This window comes from Meridianimaribacter sp. CL38 (assembly GCF_004328055.1).
Lineage (GTDB): Bacteria > Bacteroidota > Bacteroidia > Flavobacteriales > Flavobacteriaceae > Gaetbulibacter_B > Gaetbulibacter_B jejuensis.
In genome coordinates this window covers 1-19,312 of sequence record NZ_QKWS01000002.1, presented here as the reverse complement: position 1 = coordinate 19,312, position 19,312 = coordinate 1, and the positions used below count along the sequence as shown (strand labels likewise).

Genomic DNA, 19,312 nt, shown 5'->3' with positions numbered 1-19,312 from the left:
ATTACATCTTTTCGTATAGAGCCCTTAGTTTTTCTCTGGTAATGGTTTGTTTCCAGTTTTTTCCTAAAGCATTTTCCCATAAAGGTTCTAGGCTAATTGCAACGTCTATCATAGTATCAAATTGCTGTTCGTCAAGATCAGCACAAAGGCCTTGAGGAAGTTTTATATCAAACTTCTTTTTCATTTTTTTAAACAACGCAACACCTTCTGGATAAAATTCTTCTAAATGGTCAAAAACAATACAATTTCCTATACCATGTTTTGTTCCTAATAAGAAAGATAATCCATAACTCATAGCATGAGCTACACCTACTTGAGAATAGGCAATACTCATTCCTCCATGCCATGACGCCATCATAAGTTTATCTTGCGATTCTTCTTCAGATAAATCATTATCTAAAAATATTTCTTTACAAAGCTCAAAAGCCTTTTCTCCATAACTTTGACTAAACGCATTTAAGTATGTACCGTTAAGCGATTCAATACAATGAATATAGCAATCCATACCTGTGTAAAACCACTGTTCTTTAGGAACATCTTTAGTAAGTTCGGGATCAAGAATAACTTGGTCAAAAGGTGTATAATCAGAGTTTATCCCTAGTTTTTTTTCTGGTCCTGTAAGAACAGTCGTTCTAGAAACTTCGGCTCCTGTACCTGAAATTGTTGGCACACCTACATGATATATTGCTGGATTTTTAACTAAATCCCAACCTTGGTAATCTCTAGATTCTCCCTCGTTTGTAAGCATAACAGCTACTGCTTTAGCAAGATCTAGCAAAGTTCCTCCTCCAATACCAATAATCCCTGAAGGTCTATCTTTGTGGGTTAGTATAATTTGTTCTACAAGCTCATCAACTTGGGACGTTTTTGGTTCTTCTTCTGCAGAAATATAAATCAACTGATCGTCATATGCTAAAGGAATACGAGAGTTTAACCATGCATCTCCTTTAAACACATCATCTACCAAAAATATAAATGGTGCTCTAGTGTTCAACCGCTTAGGCGAAATAATATCTGCCAACTGATTAAAACAGCCTCGTCCAAAAACTACTCTGGACACCATTGGATAATTTTTATAACTCATTTATTTTTATGTCTTTAACAAAAGTAATAACAAACTTTGTATTACCTAAGTATTTAAATTATTTTGAAACTTTTCAGCAAATAAACCTACATGATAACCGTCTATCAATGCATGATTTACATGTACTGAAACATTCATTATCAACTTACCATTAGTTTCTTCGACTTTTGAAAAAGCCAATTCAGGAATTGATTCTAATTGACCTGATGAAGGCTCTTTATGGCCTGAAAAACTAAACCATGGCAACGCAGAACAATGTATACAATCCTGACCATTTACAGGTGGATACAATTCGTCTGAGTTTTGAATGCGCTCTTTTTCTTTATTGAAATTAATTACAAATTGTTCTAAATTTTCATTAAAAGTGATGTATGAAAACCCATAAGTATTATCTTCTCTAGCTATAGTTGCAGAAGCGTGAATAACATCAAAATCTACTACTTTATCATCGATAATACGATAACGAAAATTATCTACCGCATTTATAGCTTTCATACAATCGTGTAAATATTTCACAAAAAAACTTACATTTTGTGCTTTAGAAAATTTATATGCTTTGGTAACATCAAAAGGTATTACAACACCAAAATAAGGGTCTTTAAGTTGCCTAAAATGTGTGTAAAGTCTTTTTCTATTCCAAGATTCTATATTAATTTCTTTCATCTAAAGTTCTTCTAAAATGTGAATTAGACTTTCCACTGTTTTATACCCTTTACCATTAGCCTCTTTACTAGAAACAGTTTCATGTTGCCAAGTCGTGTGAAATGGTACATGAATAGCTTGAGCTTTAATATTTACCAGTGGTAAAATATCGGATTTTAACGAATTACCAACCATTAAAAACTCTGAAGGTTTAATATCTAAATGGTTTAATAATTTAGAATAGTTGGCTTCCTGTTTATCACTCAAAACTTCTATATGATGAAAATATTTTGTCAATCTTGATTTTTCTAGCTTTCGTTCTTGATCTAGAAGATCGCCTTTTGTTACTAAAATCAATCGGTAATTTTTTGATAACTCAACTAAGGTTTCTTCAACACCGTCCAATAATTCTACAGGTTTGTTGAGCATATCTTTACCTATTTTTAGTATGGCATCAATTGTAGCGTTAGACACATCATTATTAGATAACTCTAAAGCCATTTCAACCATAGAAAGCACAAACCCTTTAACTCCATAACCGTATAATGGAAGGTTTTTCATCTCCATTTTAAACAGTTCTTGGTCAATTTTATTAACAGTTTCGTACTGAGATAGCAGTTTTGCGAATTCCATTTCGGCATCTCTAAAATAGGTTTCGTTTACCCAAAGTGTATCATCAGCATCAAAGCCAATAACTTTTATGTTACTATAGTTTACTTCCATAAGCGCTTAGCTCTTTCAAGGTCTTCAGGTGTATCAATTTCTACACCTTCCACAGTGGTTTCAACCATTTTTATTTTTTTACCATATTCCAAATACCTGATACATTCAATCTTCTCTGTAGCTTCAATAAATTGCATTGGTAATTTTTCAAAATCTAAAAGTGCTTGTTTTCTAAATGCATAAATACCTTTATGTTTAAAATACCTAGCTCCAGCTTCTTTATCTCTTGGATAAGGAATTGGGCTTCGCGAAAAGTATAATGCAAAATTATTTTGATCTACAATAACCTTAACTGTATTTGGGTTGTTTATCTCATCCCAATCGTGTATTTCAACCATTAATGAGGCTAAATCAATTTCCTTTTTATCGTCGTGCTTAAAAACCTCAATAACTTTTTGCAAGCTTTCGCGTTCAGTAAACGGTTCATCTCCTTGAACATTTACAACAATATCCACATCTAAGTCAGCAACTGCTTCAGCAATCCTATCACTTCCTGATTGATGCTCGCGTTTACTCATTATGGCTTTTCCTCCATTATTGACGATTTCATCAAAAATAATTTCGCTATCGGTTACTACATAAACATCATCAAAGAGATGTGTAGCTACTGTAGCTTCGTATGTTCTAAGTATTACTGACTTACCTGCTAAATTTTGCATAAGCTTAGCAGGAAAACGTGATGCACTGTAACGTGCTGGAATCATTGAAATTATTTTCATAAATGGAAAGTCGAATTTCTTTTCAAAAATAAAACTTTTAAGGGATAATTAAGGTCTACTTGGTTTAATCTTTTTGTAAACTTTAAATATTACATACATTACCACAATAACAAGAATAAAACCTATAATTGGTAAAAATACAGACAAAATTGACATTACTACTGATGTACCTGTTTCTACAGTTGATACTACAGGATTAGCAAAACCAGCTGTGGATACTGTTGAGGTTAACCGTGTTGCTCCTGCTGTACTTTTTATGGCTGCAGCAGTTCCTCCACCAGCAATAATTGCTAAAGCCCAAGTTATTACTGGACTTAAATCGGCTACTGTTGATACCATAACTGCTGTTCCTGCTACAGTTGCCAACGGAATTGCGATAGAGTCTAATAAATTATCTACATAAGGAATGTAATACGCAGTAATTTCTACCAAAGTTGCAACACCCAATGTAATTACTGCTGCTAAACTACCTATCCATTGCCACGACTCATTGAGTTCCCAAAGATTAAAATAAGCTGCTAAGCTAAGTACAAATAAGGGTACAAACACTCTAAAACCAACTGATGCGGCAAGCCCAATCCCTAAGAAAATACTAATAATTGTTTCTACTGTCATTTAGTGTTTTTATATTGATGAAAGCATAAAGCTTGCCAAACTTAATTTTGAAAAAATTCGTCCTTAAAGCCAATAAGATACAACTTTTCTTTGGCTCTTGTAACAGCTGTATACAACCAACGTAAATACTCTTTATCTATTCCGTTTGGAAGATAAGGTTGCTCCACAAATATTGTATTCCATTGTCCTCCTTGAGATTTATGACAGGTAATAGCATAGGAGAATTTAACCTGTAATGCATTAAAATGTTTGTTTCCTTTAATCTTTAAAAACTTTCGGTAGTTAGAGGTTTCGTTTTCATAGTCTTTTTGAACCTCTTGATACAGTCTATTGGAATCTTCATAAGGTAACGAAGGTGACTCAGCATCAATAGTATCTAACAGCAAAACCGTTTCAAAAGGTCGCATTTTTGGGTAATCAACCATTTTTACTTTTACTTCGGCAAAACGAAATCCGTATAATTCTTGAATATTGAAAATTTCCAAAACTTGAATAATGTCACCATTTGCAATAAAACCTGCTTCACTAGTAGGTTTAATCCAAAAGTAATTGTTCTTAACAACCATTAAAAAATCACCAGTTGTTAATTCGTTTTCATTAAATAAAATTCTACTTCTTATTTGCTGATTATAAAGATTTGCACGCTTATTACTTCTAACTATAATTGCTGTTTCTTCATGACCATTAGCAGTGTATGAATCATTGATAGCGTCCATAATTTCATGTCCATCAACAAGCCTTACAATATCCTTATAGTTTCCTAAATTAAATGTAAAACTCTCATAAAAGCCATCTTGCAACACTTCTCTTAGCTGTGTAGCATTCTCAAGTATTCCTGAATCTTGTTCTTGTCTTACAACTTCGTCCAATTCAATTGAAGTCACTTTCTTATTGTAGTTTAAATCTAACTGTTCGCCATCTAAAGCAGGACTTAACTCTGATTTTACAGGAGGCAACTGTGCTTTGTCTCCTATAAGTAATAGTTTACACTTATGTCCTGAATACACATATTGCATTAAATCGTCTAGCAACGAGCCATTTTCAAACAGTTTAGAATCTGCAGGAGCATCAGGAATCATCGAAGCTTCATCCACAATAAAAATAGTATTACGATGCTTATTAGGCTGCATTACAAACTTAACACCTCCTGCTTTATCCTTTTTAGGGAAATATATCTTTTTATGAATAGTAAACGCTTCTTTACCTGAGTAATTTGAAATCACCTTTGCTGCTCTACCTGTTGGTGCCATTAATACAGCACTTTTTTTAGTTTGCCAAAGGTTAGACACTAAAGTTCCAATAATGCTAGTTTTACCTGTTCCTGCAAAACCTTTTAGTAAGTAAAGAGCATTAGGAGTATCGTCAAAAACAAACTCAGAAAGCTGTAATAAGACAATTTCTTGCTTACTAGTTGGTTGAAAAGGGAATTTTTGTTTTAAAAGTTTATAAAATTCTGAAGCAGTCATTTTTTTATTTAAGAGTGGCAATATAATACTTATATAACATAGCCTTAAAACATTAATACTAAATTTAAGACTTAATTATGTGAAACAATTTTTATATCTTTCTTTTTTTTAGTCTAATTTTATTTGCATTGGTTTTTGTGAATAAAAAAAAATTGTAGATTTGCGTATCACCTTTAATAAAAAATAAAAATAACTAACTATGTTAACAATAATTATTGCTGCTATAATTGTTATTCTTCTTACGATAGGAATCGTATGGTTGATTGATAAATTTGTACCTAAAAAATTAAAACCTGTAATCAACATTGTACTTTGGGCTGTAATTGCTTATCTAGCCTACTCTACATTTATGTCTGTTTACGGAGAGATTCAATTCAATCAACTAAAAGAAAAACGCTATGCGGTTGTTATTGAAAAACTAAAAGATATTAGAGATGCTGAGTTAGCTCACAGAACTGTAACTGGAAAATTCACTGATAACTTTGATGATTTAGTGAAGTTTATTGACACTGCTCAATATACTATTACTCAACGTAGAGATTCTACTGTTATTGATGAAGAATTAACAAGACGTTATGGTGGAGTAGAAACTACCAAGGATATTGTTATCATTGACACTTTAGGTTTTGTTCCTGTAAAAGATTCTCTTTTTGGAGCTGATACAAGATATAAAACAATGATGAACGTACCAGTTGGTCAAGAAGGCGCTAAGTTTGAACTTAAAGCAGGAATGTTGGACGAAATTCCAGTATTTGAAGCTAAAGTTGACAAATCAGTAATCTTATTTGACCAAGATAAAAACTTGGTTAAGAAAGAAAAACAAGTTATTTCGGTTGATGGTGTAAATGGACCATCTCTGAAAGTAGGTTCAATGGACGAAGTAAAAACCATTGGAAACTGGCCTATTAACTATTCAAAAGAGCAATAATCGTTTGAACCAAAATAACATCAAAGAACTGTCCATTCAAATTAGTTTGAGTGGACTTTCTTTTTGTATACTAAACAGAACTTCAAATACTATTGAGCTTTTACAGCATCAAAACTTCAATAAAAAGCTAACACCTTTTGATGTTTTAGAGCGACTTAAAACGCAATTAGAACACAATTCTGATTTTAACTACGCTTTTAAATCTGTATTGATTATCTATCAAAACGAACTTTCTACTTTAGTTCCTAAAGCATTATTTAATGAAGATAATTGCGCTGACTATTTAAAGTTCAATGCCAAAATACTTAAAACTGATTTTATTTCGCATGAAGTTATAGCTGTTAATGACAGTGTAAATGTATATGTACCATTGGTTAATATTAACAATTATATTTTCGAGAAATTTGGTGCTTTTGAGTACAAGCATTCATCAACACTATTAATTGATACATTGCTTCAAAAAACCACACAAGAAGGTGCCTCTTATTATATAAATGTTTGTCAAAACCATTTTGAAATTATTGTAGTTGAAAATGGTAAACTACTACTCTACAATACCTTTGAGTATAAGACAAAAGAAGATTTCATATACTTTGTACTTTTTACAGTAGAGCAATTAAAATCTGACCCTGAAACTTTGCAACTCTATTTTAGCGGACAAATTACTGAAGACTCTGAACTCTATACAATAGCATATACTTACATTAGGCATATTCAATTTATAGATCCAAAACATACTTTTAAATTTGCTGCTCAAAGCAAACCAAACCATAATTACAATCACTTTATAATTTTAAACAGTTTTAGTTAATGCGAATTATATCTGGAAAATTTAAAGGAAGACGAATTTCAGCTCCCAAAAAGCTACCTGTACGTCCAACTACAGATATGGCAAAGGAGTCGTTGTTTAACATACTTAACAATCATTATTACTTTGACGAAGTTTCAGTGCTAGACTTGTTTTCTGGCACAGGAAATATTAGCTATGAATTTGCCTCAAGAGGCACTGAGCGCATTACTGCTGTTGATGAAAATTTTGGCTGTATTAAATTTATTAATGAAACTGCTGATACTTTTGAAATGAACATCACTACCATAAAAAGTGATGTATTCAAGTTTTTAGAAAAAAACGTTCAAAAGTTTACTATCATTTTTGCAGATCCTCCTTATGATTTTCCTGTTGAAGAATTTGCTAAAATTCCGCAGTTAGTGTTTCAAAACCAACAATTAGAGACTGATGGTTTGTTGGTAGTAGAGCATTCAAAACATACTGATTTATCACAAATGGAACACTACAGTTATTCCAAAAGTTATGGTGGTAACACTTTTAGTTTTTTCGAAATTCTATCAGACGAAGAAGAATAAAAAACAAAGCCTTTTGACATTTCAAAAGGCTTGTTTATATAAGTAAATTTATAAGCCGAATTCTGTTACTAACAATGATAATCATGTTAGTATCCCTATCATTTATCTGAGTGTACTGTTACCAACACACTTTAGCTGCCTACCCTCCAACAATCGAGCGTGCAGCCCTCAAACGTTGGTATACATGGCATTGCACCACATAGAGTTTACCTGATTTCACTACAGCATAACCTGTACATTCTTTCTGTTGCACTTTTCCTAACCTCACGGTTGGTGGCTGTTAACCACTATGTTTGCACTATGGTGTTCGGACTTTCCTCCACCTTGACTTTACATCAAGACAGCGATAAGGCAATTTACTTGCAGGCAAAAGTACACAAATTGTTAATAACTACTCTTAAATTCTGAACACAGGATTTAAATTTTTGAATTGAATTTTTAACTTTGTTATTCTAAGTTTTTTCAATGGAACACTTTGTAGTATCAGCACGAAAATATAGACCACAAACCTTTAAGGATGTTGTAGGACAGTCTGCTATTACAAACACTTTACTTAATGCCATTGAAAACAATCACTTAGCGCAAGCCTTGTTATTTACAGGACCTAGAGGTGTTGGCAAAACCACATGTGCTCGTATTTTAGCTAAGATGATTAATAGTGATGGTACTGAAACTGAAGAAGAAGATTTTGCTTTTAATATTTTTGAACTAGATGCAGCTTCAAACAACTCGGTTGATGATATTAGAAATCTTACCGATCAGGTTCGTATACCACCACAAGTAGGAAAATATAAAGTATATATTATTGATGAGGTACACATGTTATCTCAAGCGGCATTTAATGCGTTTCTTAAAACACTAGAAGAGCCACCAAAACACTGTATCTTTATACTAGCAACTACTGAAAAACACAAAATAATACCTACTATTCTTTCGCGTTGTCAAATTTTTGATTTTAAGCGCATTACTGTTAGAGATGCTAAAGACTACTTAAAGTACATCGCTGAAGAACAAGGTATAAGTGCTGAAGATGATGCATTACATATTATTGCTCAAAAAGCTGATGGAGCAATGCGTGATGCCTTATCTATTTTTGACCGAGTAGTAAGTTTTTCTGGTAAAAATCTAACCAGACAAGCTGTTACTGAAAACTTAAACGTACTAGATTATGAAACGTACTTTGAAAGTACCAACTTAATCCTAGACAATAATATACCCGAATTGTTAATTCAATTTAATGCTACTCTTGCCAAAGGTTTTGATGGTCATCATTACATTGCTGGTTTAGCTTCTCATTTTAGAGATTTACTAGTTTGTAAAAATCCAGAAACTTTAAGTTTACTTGAGGTTGGTGAAGACACTACCCAAAAGTATATGGACCAATCTAAAAGAGCGTCGCAAGAGTTTCTGCTAAAAGGCATTGAGTTAGCCAACGACTGTGATTTAAAATATAAAAACAGTAAAAACCAACGTTTACTTGTTGAACTTTGTTTAATGCAATTGGCCTCTATCACTTTTGATGGAGAAAAAAAAAATAGCAGTCGGTTCATAATACCTGCTTCTTATTTTAAAGCTAAAGGCATTACTCCTATTCCTGTTCAAAAGGAAAAACCTACTCAACAAGCAACAATTCCTGAGCCACAACAACAGCCAAAGCAAGAAGAACCTGTTACTAGCGTTAAAGAAGAAACGGTTACAACTTTCGAACCTCCAAAGCCAAAAATTGCTTTAAAACGAGATGCAACTACAACTTCTGGCTTATCGCTAAAAAGTATACGTGCTAAAAAAGAACATCAAATTCGTCAAATGGAAGTTGTTATTGACGAAAATGATTTACCAAGAGAAGCATTTACCGAAGAAGAATTCATTTCGGTTTGGAACGATTATATCAAAACACTTCATACCAAAGGCGAAAAGATTATGGCTTCCATACTAGAAATGGACAAGCCTAAATTAAATGAAACCAGCATTGAATTAGAATTCCCTAATGAAACATTAAAACTAGAGTTAGAAAAAGCGCAATATCCTTTAATGGAATACATGCGCAGAACTCTAAAAAACTACGATTTAAAGCTTGAGATTTCAGTAAATGAAGAAGTGGCAAAACAGTATGTATTTACTGCAAAAGATAAATTTGAAAAACTTAAAGAAAAAAATCCTAATATAGAATTGCTGAAGACCACCTTTGGCTTAGACCTATAAACCATGAAATATTATTATCTATTTGCTGTCCTATTATGCGTTGCTTTTTCTAGTTGTGATGGCAGAAAAAGTCATAAAGAGTCGTTGGAAGAGTCTGTATCAAAATTCAAATTAAAAGATTCCAATCTTGACATTATAACCTATTATCCTAAGCAATATACTGAAGTAGCTACTGATACAATTTTATCTAACACATTTCAAATTAAGATAAAAAACTACTCACTCATGGATAACAACGTTATTATAACTACATCAAGCCAAGAGAACAGAAAAAAAATTGAATACCATAGAGTTTTTGAGTCAGAAATTGTAGTTTTTAATAAGTCTGAAAAAATACTTGAAACCACTATAAATGCTGAGATTTTCAAGCAACAATCAACTATTAATTCTTTTTGGGATAACGCAACATTGGAGCATGTTTGGGTTAATCAAGAATCATCTGATGAAGATACGGTTAATTTAGAAATTTCATTCATCAACCCAAAAGACAAAGCTCGTAAACTATACCAAATGTCTATTGATAAACTTGGTAAGTACAATACATTTTTAAGAGACGAACACATATAGATATGCTAGGACTAAAACTACCTACAGATCCACGTTGGGTAAACATTGTTGAAAAAAATATAGAAGAAATTCTTACTGATCATGCGTACTGTGAACAAAAAGCAGCTAGTACAGCAATTTCATTAATAGTTAGTTTTCCTGAGTATACCGATTTGGTTCAGGAAATGATAGCTTTGGTCAAAGAAGAAATAAGCCATTTTAAAATGGTACATGATAAAATTCTTGAACGTGGTTGGACACTTGGTAGAGACCGAAAAGACGAGTATGTTATTGACCTTGTTAAGTTCTTTCCTAAAGGCGGAAGTAGAACTACACAATTAGTACATAGATTACTTTATGCAGCTTTAATAGAAGCTAGAAGTTGTGAACGTTTTAGGCTACTTTCTGAAGAATTAGAAGATAAAGAATTAGCAGAGTTTTACCGAAAACTTATGGTAAGCGAAGCAAACCACTACACTATGTTTTTAGGTTTTGCAAGACAATATGGTGAGCGAAAAGAAGTTGACCAAAAATGGCAACAACTACTTGATTACGAAGCTGATTTGATGAAAAATTTAAGTAAAAACGAAACTATACATGGTTAAACAAAAAAGCTCTAGTAAAATCACTAGAGCTTTTTTTATATTTTGAATTAATAGCTTAAAATACTTTGTAGTTTAGTCCTATTTGGATAACACCTGTAGTTGCTTCAGGTACTAACTCTTCATCAAAAACATTTGAGAAACCGTAGTTATAACGCGCGTCTACATAAAAATCTCCTGATAGTTTAAACTCTATAATTCCTACTCCAGAAAACACAAAGTTTTTAAATCCGTCATTATCCTTGTGTACTTTTACGCCTACTTGTGGACCAACACCAAATGCAATAGCATCATCAAACAGTTTATACTTTAAAAGCACAGGAACATTAATATAGTCATTAGCAAAATCTTCATGATTTGCACCTTCAGGTGAAAACTGAATTTCTGGTGCTACACTAAGGCTAGCAGCTAAAGGGATTTCGGCATAAACGCCAAACAAGAAACCGTTTCTGTGTTGATTTTCATTGATAGGACCATCTTTATAATCCATATTAGAAATAGTCAAACCTGCTCTTACTCCGTAACTAACAGATTGAGAACTATTGCTTTGTGAAAATCCTATGGTGGTGCAAAACGCAAGAACTAAAGTAGTAATTAATGTCTTCATAATTTATAATGATTTGAGACGTCGAATATAAAATGAAAAATATGAATTACCCTTAATTATTAGATATGTAACAAGAAAATTAAGACGAAATGCTTATTTTTCTAATTTAATGCTACTTACGGTTTTATAGTACATACTTTTTATTATTCCGTCGGAAAGTCCAATTTTAGGAACATAAATGTCTTTGGCTCCACTCCATTTCATAGCTGATAAATAAATGCGTGTTGCAGGAATAATTACGTCAGCTCTATCTTGATTTAAGTCTAGCTCTGTAATTCGTTCTTCATAAGAATATGTCTGTAATTTATTATAGTAACTAGTTAAATAAAAGTAAGTTAAAGGTTTACCAAGTGCTTTTCCTGAAATCTTGAAAATTTTATTGATGTTACCTCCAGAGCCTATTAAATCTATTTTATCATAACTCTTGGTTTGTTCCTTAATCCATAATTCTAACTCATTCCAAGTTTCATTGGTAACAATATCATTAAGTAATCGTACTGTACCTATTTTAAAGGACTTAGAAACAATTTTTTCACCATTATAAATTACAGAAAACTCTGTACTACCACCACCAACATCAACATACAAATAGGTTTTACTAGGGTCGATATAGCTATCAAGGTCAGTAGCTGCAATTATTGTTGCTTCCTCTTCTCCATCAATAATATCTATGTCAATTTTAGCTTTTTCAGAAATGAGTTTTGATATTTCTTTTCCGTTTGAAGCTTCTCGCATTGCAGAAGTTGCGCAAGCTTTATAGCTAACCACTTTATGCGATTTCATTATCAACTTAAAGGCAGTCATGGTGTCTAACATACGTTGCTCGTTTTCTTTAGATATTTTGCCTTTTACAAAAACATCTGCTCCCAAACGGATAGGAACACGAACTAATGAGTTTTTTTTAAACCTAGTCGACTTTCCTTTTTGTTCTATAATATTTGAGATTAATAAACGAACCGCATTTGAACCTATATCAATTGCAGCGTATTTTTTTATGGTTAACATTAACTTTCTAACTTTTTTAAATAATAATCATAAGTAGCGAATTGGGTTCTAACTTTTGGTAGATTATTACGCTTATATCTATTATTTTGATTTTTGTTCAAAATACGAGATTTTACATTATCACTCCAACAAATATCAAAAATATCTAATAGTTCTTGCTTGATATCTTCATCATAAATTGGACAGGTTACTTCTACTCTATTTTCAATATTACGTGTCATCCAATCTGCTGAAGAAATATACACTTTTTCGTCATTATCATTACAGAATATATACAACCTAGTATGCTCTAAAAATTTATCGATGATACTAATAACTTCAATATTCTCACTCATACCTTCTACTCCAGGAATTAAGCAACATAAACCTCTCACAATCATTTGAATTTTTACTCCTGCTCTACTTGCTTCATAAAGTTTGTCAACCATTGCATAGCTAGAAATACTATTGAGCTTTAGCTTTATGTAAGCAGGTTTACCCTGTTTTACATTTTCTATTTCCTTGTCAATGAGTTTAAAGAGTTTAGCTTTGGTATAATGTGGTGACGTAATAATGTGTTTATAGCGATAGATTCTATAATTTATCTCAAAGAAATTAAACACCTTATTAAGGTCTTTCAATATTTTTTGGTTGCAAGTAAAGAGTGTAAAATCGGTATAAATTTTAGCTGTTGACTCGTTAAAGTTCCCAGTACTTATAAATCCGTAACGCTTTAGTTTTGTACCTTCTTCACGTTCAATCACACACATTTTACTATGTACTTTTAAACCAGAAACACCAAACAAAAGGTTTACACCTTCATCTTGCATTTGCTCAGCATAATCAATATTTGCTTGCTCATCAAATCGTGCTTGTAATTCAATTGAAACGGTTACTTTTTTTCCATTTTTGGCTGCATTAATTAATGAACTTGCAACGTGGGATATTTGAGCTAATCTATATATTGTGATTTTTATAGTTTTAACCTTTGGATCTAAAGCTGCTTCTCTAAGAAACTTAACCACATAAGAAAAAGTATGATAAGGCGTGTAAAGCAAATAGTCTTTTTTTGCAATTGTATTAAAAATACTTTCCTCTAAACTTAAACCTTTTACTGGCAATGCTTTTATCTTGTCATACAACAAATCTGTTCTGCCTAAACTAGGAAAACCCATGTAGTCTCTCCTATTATGGTAACGACCTCCAGGTATAACACTATCATTTGAATCGATACCCATTTTAGCCATTAAATACCCTAAGGTTTCCTTGTCAATGGTTTTATCATAAACAAACCTAACAGGTTCTCCTACTTGTCTATGCTTAACACTATCAGAAATCTTCTCAATAAAACTTTTACTTAAATCACTGTCAAAATCCAATTCTCCATCTCTAGTGATTTTAATCATGTGAGCTGTAATACTTTTATAATCGAAAATGTTAAAAATATCATTTAAACAATACCTTAGTAAATCATCTAATATTATGATATAGTCTTTATCATCCTTTTTGGGTAAAACAACAAACCTATCCATTGATCTTGGTATTTCAATTAAGGCAAATTGCTTTTCATTATTTTCAAGATTCATTCTTACAGCTAAATAGGCTGCACTATCTTTTAAAATAGGTAAATCTACCAGGTCATTGAGTATTATTGTTACTAGTGCTGGACTAACATTTTGGATAAAATAATTCTTAATAAAATCGTGTTGAGAATCGTCAATTTGTGACTCATTAATGATATAAATACCTTCATCTTCAAGGTTTTTTTGAATATCATTAAGTATTCCTAAACTTTCACTTTGCTGTTTAATAACAACTTGTGTAATTTTTTCTAATAACTCACTAGCCTTAATACCTCCTAACTCACTCTTACCTGCTTTTCCTGCCTCGTCAATTCGCTTAACAGTTGCATATCTTACTTTAAAAAACTCATCTAGATTATTAGAGAAAATCCCTAAAAAACGAAGTCGTTCTATTAAAGGAACTGATTTGTCTGCCGCTTCTTGTAGAACTCTAGCATTAAATTGTAACCAGCTTAATTCTCTATTGATGTAACTGTTTTTATCTTTGGTCATTAAGTTTCTATTTAGTTAAGCACAAATATATTCTATTTAGAAAATATAAGCGCTGTTGGTAGATTTAATAAATTGTAAACCTATTTAAAGATTTATAAATATTTCTCATCTAAATGAATTAGTATAAAATACTTGTTTTATGATTTTAATTCCTTAGGAAATAGCAACATATCAGTATGCCCTTTATTAATTTTTGACCATTGGTCAGTATCAAAATCAATTTTTGCTAATCCACAAGTTGGCAAGTTGCCAATAAATTGATCTCCAAGTTCATTTACCAATGTAGTAAATGCATGGTTATGTCCAAATACCATAATACAACTATGGGTGTCATCAACCGATTTTATAAAATCCATAACCATTTGACCTCCAAAATCATATAAATTAGTGTCTATAACTAGCCTATTTTCGTCAATATTTAGAGTTTTAAGAAATATCTTACAAGTTGTTAAGGCCCTATTTGCAGGGCTTGAAAAGACTATATCTGGTCGTATTTTATAGCTTTTAAAGTGGTTTGACATCAAATCAGCATCATTTAAACCTCTAGAGTTCAATGGTCTATCAATGTCGCTTACATCGTACTCCCACGACGATTTTGCGTGTCTTATAAATAATATCTGTTTCATTTAAATATCGACTAAATGCGTTTTTTTTCGATAAAGTGTTGCATAATTCCGTTTTAACGATTATTTTCGTCCCTTTAACATTTATTTTTGTGCAACATCTTTTTATTAAGTTGATTTGTTCCTGTAAAATTAATGTAAATGACCCCAAATCAAAAACATATTAATCAATCCATTCGTACCGCAATATTATGCGATACACTTCCCTCTAGACATAATTTAAGAATTTTAACTAGTATTCAATGTAATTGGAATGACTATTTAAATTAATATATGCAATAATATTTGCACACTTTGGGATGCTCTAATTTTAACATAGCAACTCAAATATAAATTTAGAAAAATCTAATTAAAGAAATTATGAATATTAAAATTAATCCTTTGGTAATAGCATTGTTCACTTTGTGCACAATTATTTCTACTAAAACTTCTGCTCAGGAAAATGACGTAAAGTTGTTTAACAATGATGCCCAAACAAATGCCAGATCAAAAAGCTTACCTGACAACGATGCACAAATGCTTAAAAAGTTAGTGTATAAAAAAGTTGAAACTGCTTATTTATCGAATAATGAGTCAAAACCAATTATGCTAAATACAGAACGTGTAGTTGTTGATGTTACTTCTTTGAATACAATTAACAGAAAGCCATCTAACATGGTCAAAGTTCTTGTTATAAAAGTGCTTAACCAAAATGACCTAAGTAAAACTATTGACTACGATGCATTTTCTGTTTTTCCTAACCTAGAGTGCATATATATAAGTTGTGAAGTTGAAGCTTCTCAATCACAAATAATAAGAATGATTAAAAAAAGAGAAGATATTAAATACCCTCCAACTTTTTTAGGTATTAATATTCCTATTTAATGATATAACGCTATTATCAAATTACAAAGAATAAAACTCAGGCAAAAATGAAAAACTATACTATAAAACCTGTTATCTTCAATAAAAAAGCTCTAAGCATGCTAATGCTTATTTTTGCTATTGTAGGTTCGTCATTTGCTCAAGTACAAGTGCCTTTTACGCAACGTACATCGCAATACACGCCAAGTAAAGTTATTTATAACGTAAAAGGTGATTTTACCCTTATAGGAAATTCAAACTTAACGTTAGACTCATACAATGTTAACTATAATAATAGTAACAGAACTATGGAGTTCGTTGACGTTGATAACGACTCTTCTACTGAAAATTCATCTTCTGCAACGTTAACCTTTTCAACAGAAAATGGTGCTAACCCAGACTGTTCCAATATTATTTATGCAGGTTTGTATTGGACTGGTAGAGGTGATGATGATGATTTAACTAATTTACAAAAACGTACAATTAAGCTAAAAGGACCTAACGACTCTAGTTACCAAACACTTGTAGCTAACCAAAATGATATTAGGTATCCTGGAAATAATGGCATGTATGCAGGTTATATAGAAGTAACTGACCAAGTTAGAGCTAACGGACTTGGTGAATACTTTGTTGCTGATATAGCTGTTTCTGAAGGTAATGGAGGTAGCACAGGATATTATGGTGGTTGGGGAATGATTGTAGTTTATGAAAACTCAAAAATGAACTGGAGAGATGTAACTGTTTTTGATGGTTATGCTTACGTTCAAGGAAACACTACAACAAATTATGAGCTACCTGTATCAGGATTTAATGCTGTTCAATCTGGTCCAGTAAATATTAAATTAGGTTTAATGGCTGGTGAAGGTGATAGAGGTATTTCTGGCGATTATTTTGAAATTATTGAAGCCGATGAAGTTAATAACCCTAACCCAAACAATAATGATTGGGTAGATTTAAGTCACTCTGGTAATAGTACTAGTAACTTTTTTAACTCCTCTATACAAACAGGAGGTAATGCAAGAAATCCGAACTTAGTAAACAATACTGGTTTAGATATTAGCATGTTTGATTTAGACAACTCTGATAAATCTTTAATTGATAACAGCCAAACATCAACTAAATTTAGATACGGATCAACACAAGATACTTATATCATTTTTAGTATGGCAATGTCTGTTGATGCTTACATTCCTGAATCTGAAGGTGTATTATCAAATACTACAATTAATGGTAGTGCTCCAACTCCAGGTATGCAAGTATTGCCAGGAGATGAAATAGAATATAAAGTTGAAATTAAAAATAAAGGTACAGAGCCAATTGTTGATGCAAGATTAGTTATTCCTATTCCTTTTACTTCTGAATTTATTCCTGGAAGTATTGTAAGCAACGCATATTTACCAGCATTTGCAGCAGGAACTCCGTATTATGATCCAAATGAAGGGGCTACTGGTTCTATTGTTTGGGATGTAAACTTTTTACCTCTATTTCCATCAGATATTGATCTATTATTGGCTGATTTATCTTTTAAACTCAAAGCAACTGAAGACTGTTCGGTACTTGTAAATGCCAATTGTGAGCCAAAAATTGTAATTCTTGGTGGTTATATTAGTGGTACAGGTATGATTTCAGGAACAGATTATTCTCTTCCTTTAATACAAGGTTATCAACAAGAAGGAAATTGTCAAGGAGAACCAAATACTGATCCAATTGAAATTAATATTGACGCTCAAGATTATATTAATGATAATTGTACAGGTGTTACAGTAGAAAGAGATTTCTTCTATTGTAGTTTTGAAGGAAATTCAATACCTGTTTCTGAAATTGAAGCTGAATTTCCTCCTGGATCTAGATTTTATGATTCTTACCCTGTAACTGGTTCAACAACTGAATATACTAGTACAAATCCGTTCCCTGCAACATTAGGAACTACAACATACTATGCTATTCCTCCTGGAGACCCAAGTTGTCATTATATATTTACAATTGCAACTAGTAGTGTAACAACAACGCCTTCAACTAATGATGAAGTGTATTGTTTAAATGAAACAGCTACTCCACTTACAGCTCAAACTACTGACCCTAATTATATATTATTATTTTACCCAGATAATAATCCTAATACTGTAGGTCAAACGTCATTAATACCTGATACAAGTGTAGCAGGTACATTTACCTACTACGTTTCTGAAGGTCCTAATGAAATGTGTGTAAACAGTGAAAGAACTCCTTTAACTGTTACAGTATACAATGCTATTTCAATAACATTAGAAGAGTTAATCCATAGCTCATGTAGCGATAGTAATGACGGAAGTATTAATATCTCTGTTAGTGGTGGAACCGGAAACTATACCTATGATTGGGATAACAACGGATCTGAAGACCCTGATACTGACTCACAAGACTTAACCAATTTAGATAATGGAACTTATACTGTAATTGTTAGTGATGAAAACTCTAACTGTTCAGCTACTGCTACTTTTAATGTAAATTTAATAGATACTACAGCTCCAACCATATCAGCTCCAGACGATATAGTTGTTGAAGGTTGTTCTACAAGTGATATTCAAAATGGTAATCTTACTGCTTTACCTTTTAGTTCTAGTACTGCAACTATAACTGAAGCTCAATTCTTAGCTGAAGGTGGAACTTTTACAGAAGACAATGTTGACTCTATCACTTATATAGATGTTGCAACAGGCTCTTGCCCAATAAAAGTTAGTAGAACTTATACTATTACAGATATTTGTGGTCAACAAGCAACTGATGTTCAAGTTATAGACATCAATGACACTACTGATCCTGTGATTACTGTTCCTGCTACTGCTAATGTAGAGTGTGGTGACAGCATAGATCCTTCTCAAACTGGTAACGCAACTGCTACTGATTCTTGTGGATCGGTAACTGTAACTTATTCTGATAGTATTGCAGCTGGTTCTTGTGGTAATACTCAAACTATTACTAGAACTTGGACTGCTACTGACGATTGTGGTAACGATGTATCGCAAGATCAAATCATAAACGTAATTGACACTACTGATCCTGTGCTTACTGTTCCTGCTACTGCTAATGTAGAGTGTGGTGACAGCATAGACCCATCACAAACTGGTAACGCAACTGCTACTGATTCTTGTGGATCGGTAACAGTAACTTACTCTGATAGTGTTGCAACTGGTACTTGTGGTAATACTCAAACTATTACTAGAACTTGGACTGCTACTGACGATTGTGGTAACGATATATCTCAAGATCAAATCATAAACGTAATTGACACTACTGATCCTGTGCTTA

18 protein-coding genes and 1 other RNA gene are annotated in these 19,312 nt (G+C 32.3%); 8 read left to right on the top strand and 11 right to left on the bottom strand.

The window, feature by feature from the left end:
* Window position 1: 1 nt before the first annotated feature.
* Genes DMZ43_RS05290 through DMZ43_RS05265 form a run of 6 tightly spaced genes read right to left on the bottom strand, consistent with a single transcriptional unit; the run spans window position 2 to window position 5,249 of the window.
* Window positions 2–1,084 (bottom strand): iron-containing alcohol dehydrogenase family protein, encoded by a 1,083-nt coding sequence (locus tag DMZ43_RS05290; protein ID WP_238155779.1) that lies wholly within the window; start codon window positions 1,082–1,084, stop codon window positions 2–4.
* 45 nt (window positions 1,085–1,129) lie between these two features.
* A complete protein-coding gene (locus DMZ43_RS05285; protein ID WP_131506558.1) occupies window positions 1,130–1,747 on the bottom strand; it encodes a CatA-like O-acetyltransferase in 618 nt (205 codons plus the stop codon).
* A complete protein-coding gene (locus tag DMZ43_RS05280) occupies window positions 1,748–2,449 on the bottom strand; it encodes an HAD family hydrolase (protein ID WP_131506557.1) in 702 nt (233 codons plus the stop codon).
* A complete protein-coding gene (gene kdsB / locus DMZ43_RS05275) occupies window positions 2,440–3,168 on the bottom strand; it encodes a 3-deoxy-manno-octulosonate cytidylyltransferase (RefSeq protein WP_129761813.1) in 729 nt (242 codons plus the stop codon). The genes DMZ43_RS05280 and kdsB overlap by 10 nt, the downstream gene beginning before the upstream one ends.
* Before the next feature lie 48 nt (window positions 3,169–3,216).
* Complete coding sequence (locus DMZ43_RS05270; RefSeq protein WP_131506556.1) at window positions 3,217–3,783, bottom strand: DUF4126 domain-containing protein; 567 nt, start codon at window positions 3,781–3,783, stop codon at window positions 3,217–3,219.
* Window positions 3,784–3,824: 41 nt separating this feature from the next.
* A complete protein-coding gene (locus tag DMZ43_RS05265) occupies window positions 3,825–5,249 on the bottom strand; it encodes an ATP-dependent RecD-like DNA helicase (protein ID WP_131506555.1) in 1,425 nt (474 codons plus the stop codon).
* Window positions 5,250–5,448: 199 nt separating this feature from the next.
* Here DMZ43_RS05265 and DMZ43_RS05260 point away from each other — a divergent pair, with 199 nt between their 5' ends.
* From DMZ43_RS05260 to rsmD, 3 genes are read left to right on the top strand one after another with little or no spacing between them, the layout of a single operon-like run.
* On the top strand, window positions 5,449–6,177 hold the full coding sequence (locus tag DMZ43_RS05260) for a hypothetical protein (protein WP_238155778.1): 729 nt from the start codon (window positions 5,449–5,451) through the stop codon (window positions 6,175–6,177).
* Window positions 6,178–6,181: 4 nt separating this feature from the next.
* Window positions 6,182–6,988: a DUF3822 family protein gene (locus tag DMZ43_RS05255; RefSeq protein ID WP_131506554.1), complete on the top strand. Its 807-nt coding sequence runs from the start codon at window positions 6,182–6,184 to the stop codon at window positions 6,986–6,988.
* On the top strand, window positions 6,988–7,542 hold the full coding sequence (gene rsmD, locus DMZ43_RS05250; protein ID WP_131506553.1) for a 16S rRNA (guanine(966)-N(2))-methyltransferase RsmD: 555 nt from the start codon (window positions 6,988–6,990) through the stop codon (window positions 7,540–7,542). The genes DMZ43_RS05255 and rsmD overlap by 1 nt, the downstream gene beginning before the upstream one ends.
* Before the next feature lie 35 nt (window positions 7,543–7,577).
* Here rsmD and rnpB read toward each other — a convergent pair.
* Window positions 7,578–7,905, bottom strand: an RNA gene (gene rnpB, locus DMZ43_RS05245) — RNase P RNA component class A.
* 102 nt (window positions 7,906–8,007) lie between these two features.
* Between rnpB and DMZ43_RS05240 the strand changes: the two genes are divergently transcribed.
* The 3 genes from DMZ43_RS05240 to DMZ43_RS05230 are packed head-to-tail and all read left to right on the top strand — an operon-like array spanning window position 8,008 to window position 10,895.
* Window positions 8,008–9,744 carry a DNA polymerase III subunit gamma/tau gene (locus tag DMZ43_RS05240; RefSeq protein WP_131506552.1) on the top strand — a complete coding sequence of 579 codons (1,737 nt, stop codon included), beginning with the start codon at window positions 8,008–8,010 and terminating at the stop codon, window positions 9,742–9,744.
* A 3-nt stretch (window positions 9,745–9,747) separates the two neighbouring features.
* On the top strand, window positions 9,748–10,311 hold the full coding sequence (locus DMZ43_RS05235; protein ID WP_131506551.1) for a hypothetical protein: 564 nt from the start codon (window positions 9,748–9,750) through the stop codon (window positions 10,309–10,311).
* A gap of 2 nt (window positions 10,312–10,313) precedes the next feature.
* A complete protein-coding gene (locus DMZ43_RS05230) occupies window positions 10,314–10,895 on the top strand; it encodes a tRNA-(ms[2]io[6]A)-hydroxylase (RefSeq protein ID WP_131506550.1) in 582 nt (193 codons plus the stop codon).
* Window positions 10,896–10,950: 55 nt separating this feature from the next.
* Here the strand turns inward: DMZ43_RS05230 and DMZ43_RS05225 are convergent, their stop codons facing one another.
* The 4 genes from DMZ43_RS05225 to DMZ43_RS05210 all read right to left on the bottom strand — a co-directional run bounded on the left by DMZ43_RS05225 (window position 10,951) and on the right by DMZ43_RS05210 (window position 15,184).
* On the bottom strand, window positions 10,951–11,499 hold the full coding sequence (locus DMZ43_RS05225) for a porin family protein (RefSeq protein WP_131506549.1): 549 nt from the start codon (window positions 11,497–11,499) through the stop codon (window positions 10,951–10,953).
* Window positions 11,500–11,592: 93 nt separating this feature from the next.
* On the bottom strand, window positions 11,593–12,504 hold the full coding sequence (locus DMZ43_RS05220) for a Ppx/GppA phosphatase family protein (protein ID WP_129761803.1): 912 nt from the start codon (window positions 12,502–12,504) through the stop codon (window positions 11,593–11,595).
* Window positions 12,504–14,558: a polyphosphate kinase 1 gene (ppk1, locus tag DMZ43_RS05215; protein WP_131506548.1), complete on the bottom strand. Its 2,055-nt coding sequence runs from the start codon at window positions 14,556–14,558 to the stop codon at window positions 12,504–12,506. The genes DMZ43_RS05220 and ppk1 overlap by 1 nt, the downstream gene beginning before the upstream one ends.
* Window positions 14,559–14,695: 137 nt before the next feature.
* Window positions 14,696–15,184, bottom strand: a complete 489-nt coding sequence (locus DMZ43_RS05210) for a histidine phosphatase family protein (RefSeq protein WP_131506547.1) — start codon at window positions 15,182–15,184, stop codon at window positions 14,696–14,698.
* Window positions 15,185–15,541: 357 nt separating this feature from the next.
* Here DMZ43_RS05210 and DMZ43_RS05205 point away from each other — a divergent pair, with 357 nt between their 5' ends.
* Complete coding sequence (locus tag DMZ43_RS05205) at window positions 15,542–16,045, top strand: hypothetical protein (protein ID WP_131506546.1); 504 nt, start codon at window positions 15,542–15,544, stop codon at window positions 16,043–16,045.
* Between the two features lie 47 nt (window positions 16,046–16,092).
* A partial coding sequence (locus tag DMZ43_RS05200) for a SprB repeat-containing protein (protein ID WP_131506545.1) occupies window positions 16,093–19,312 on the top strand: 3,220 nt, incomplete at its 3' end.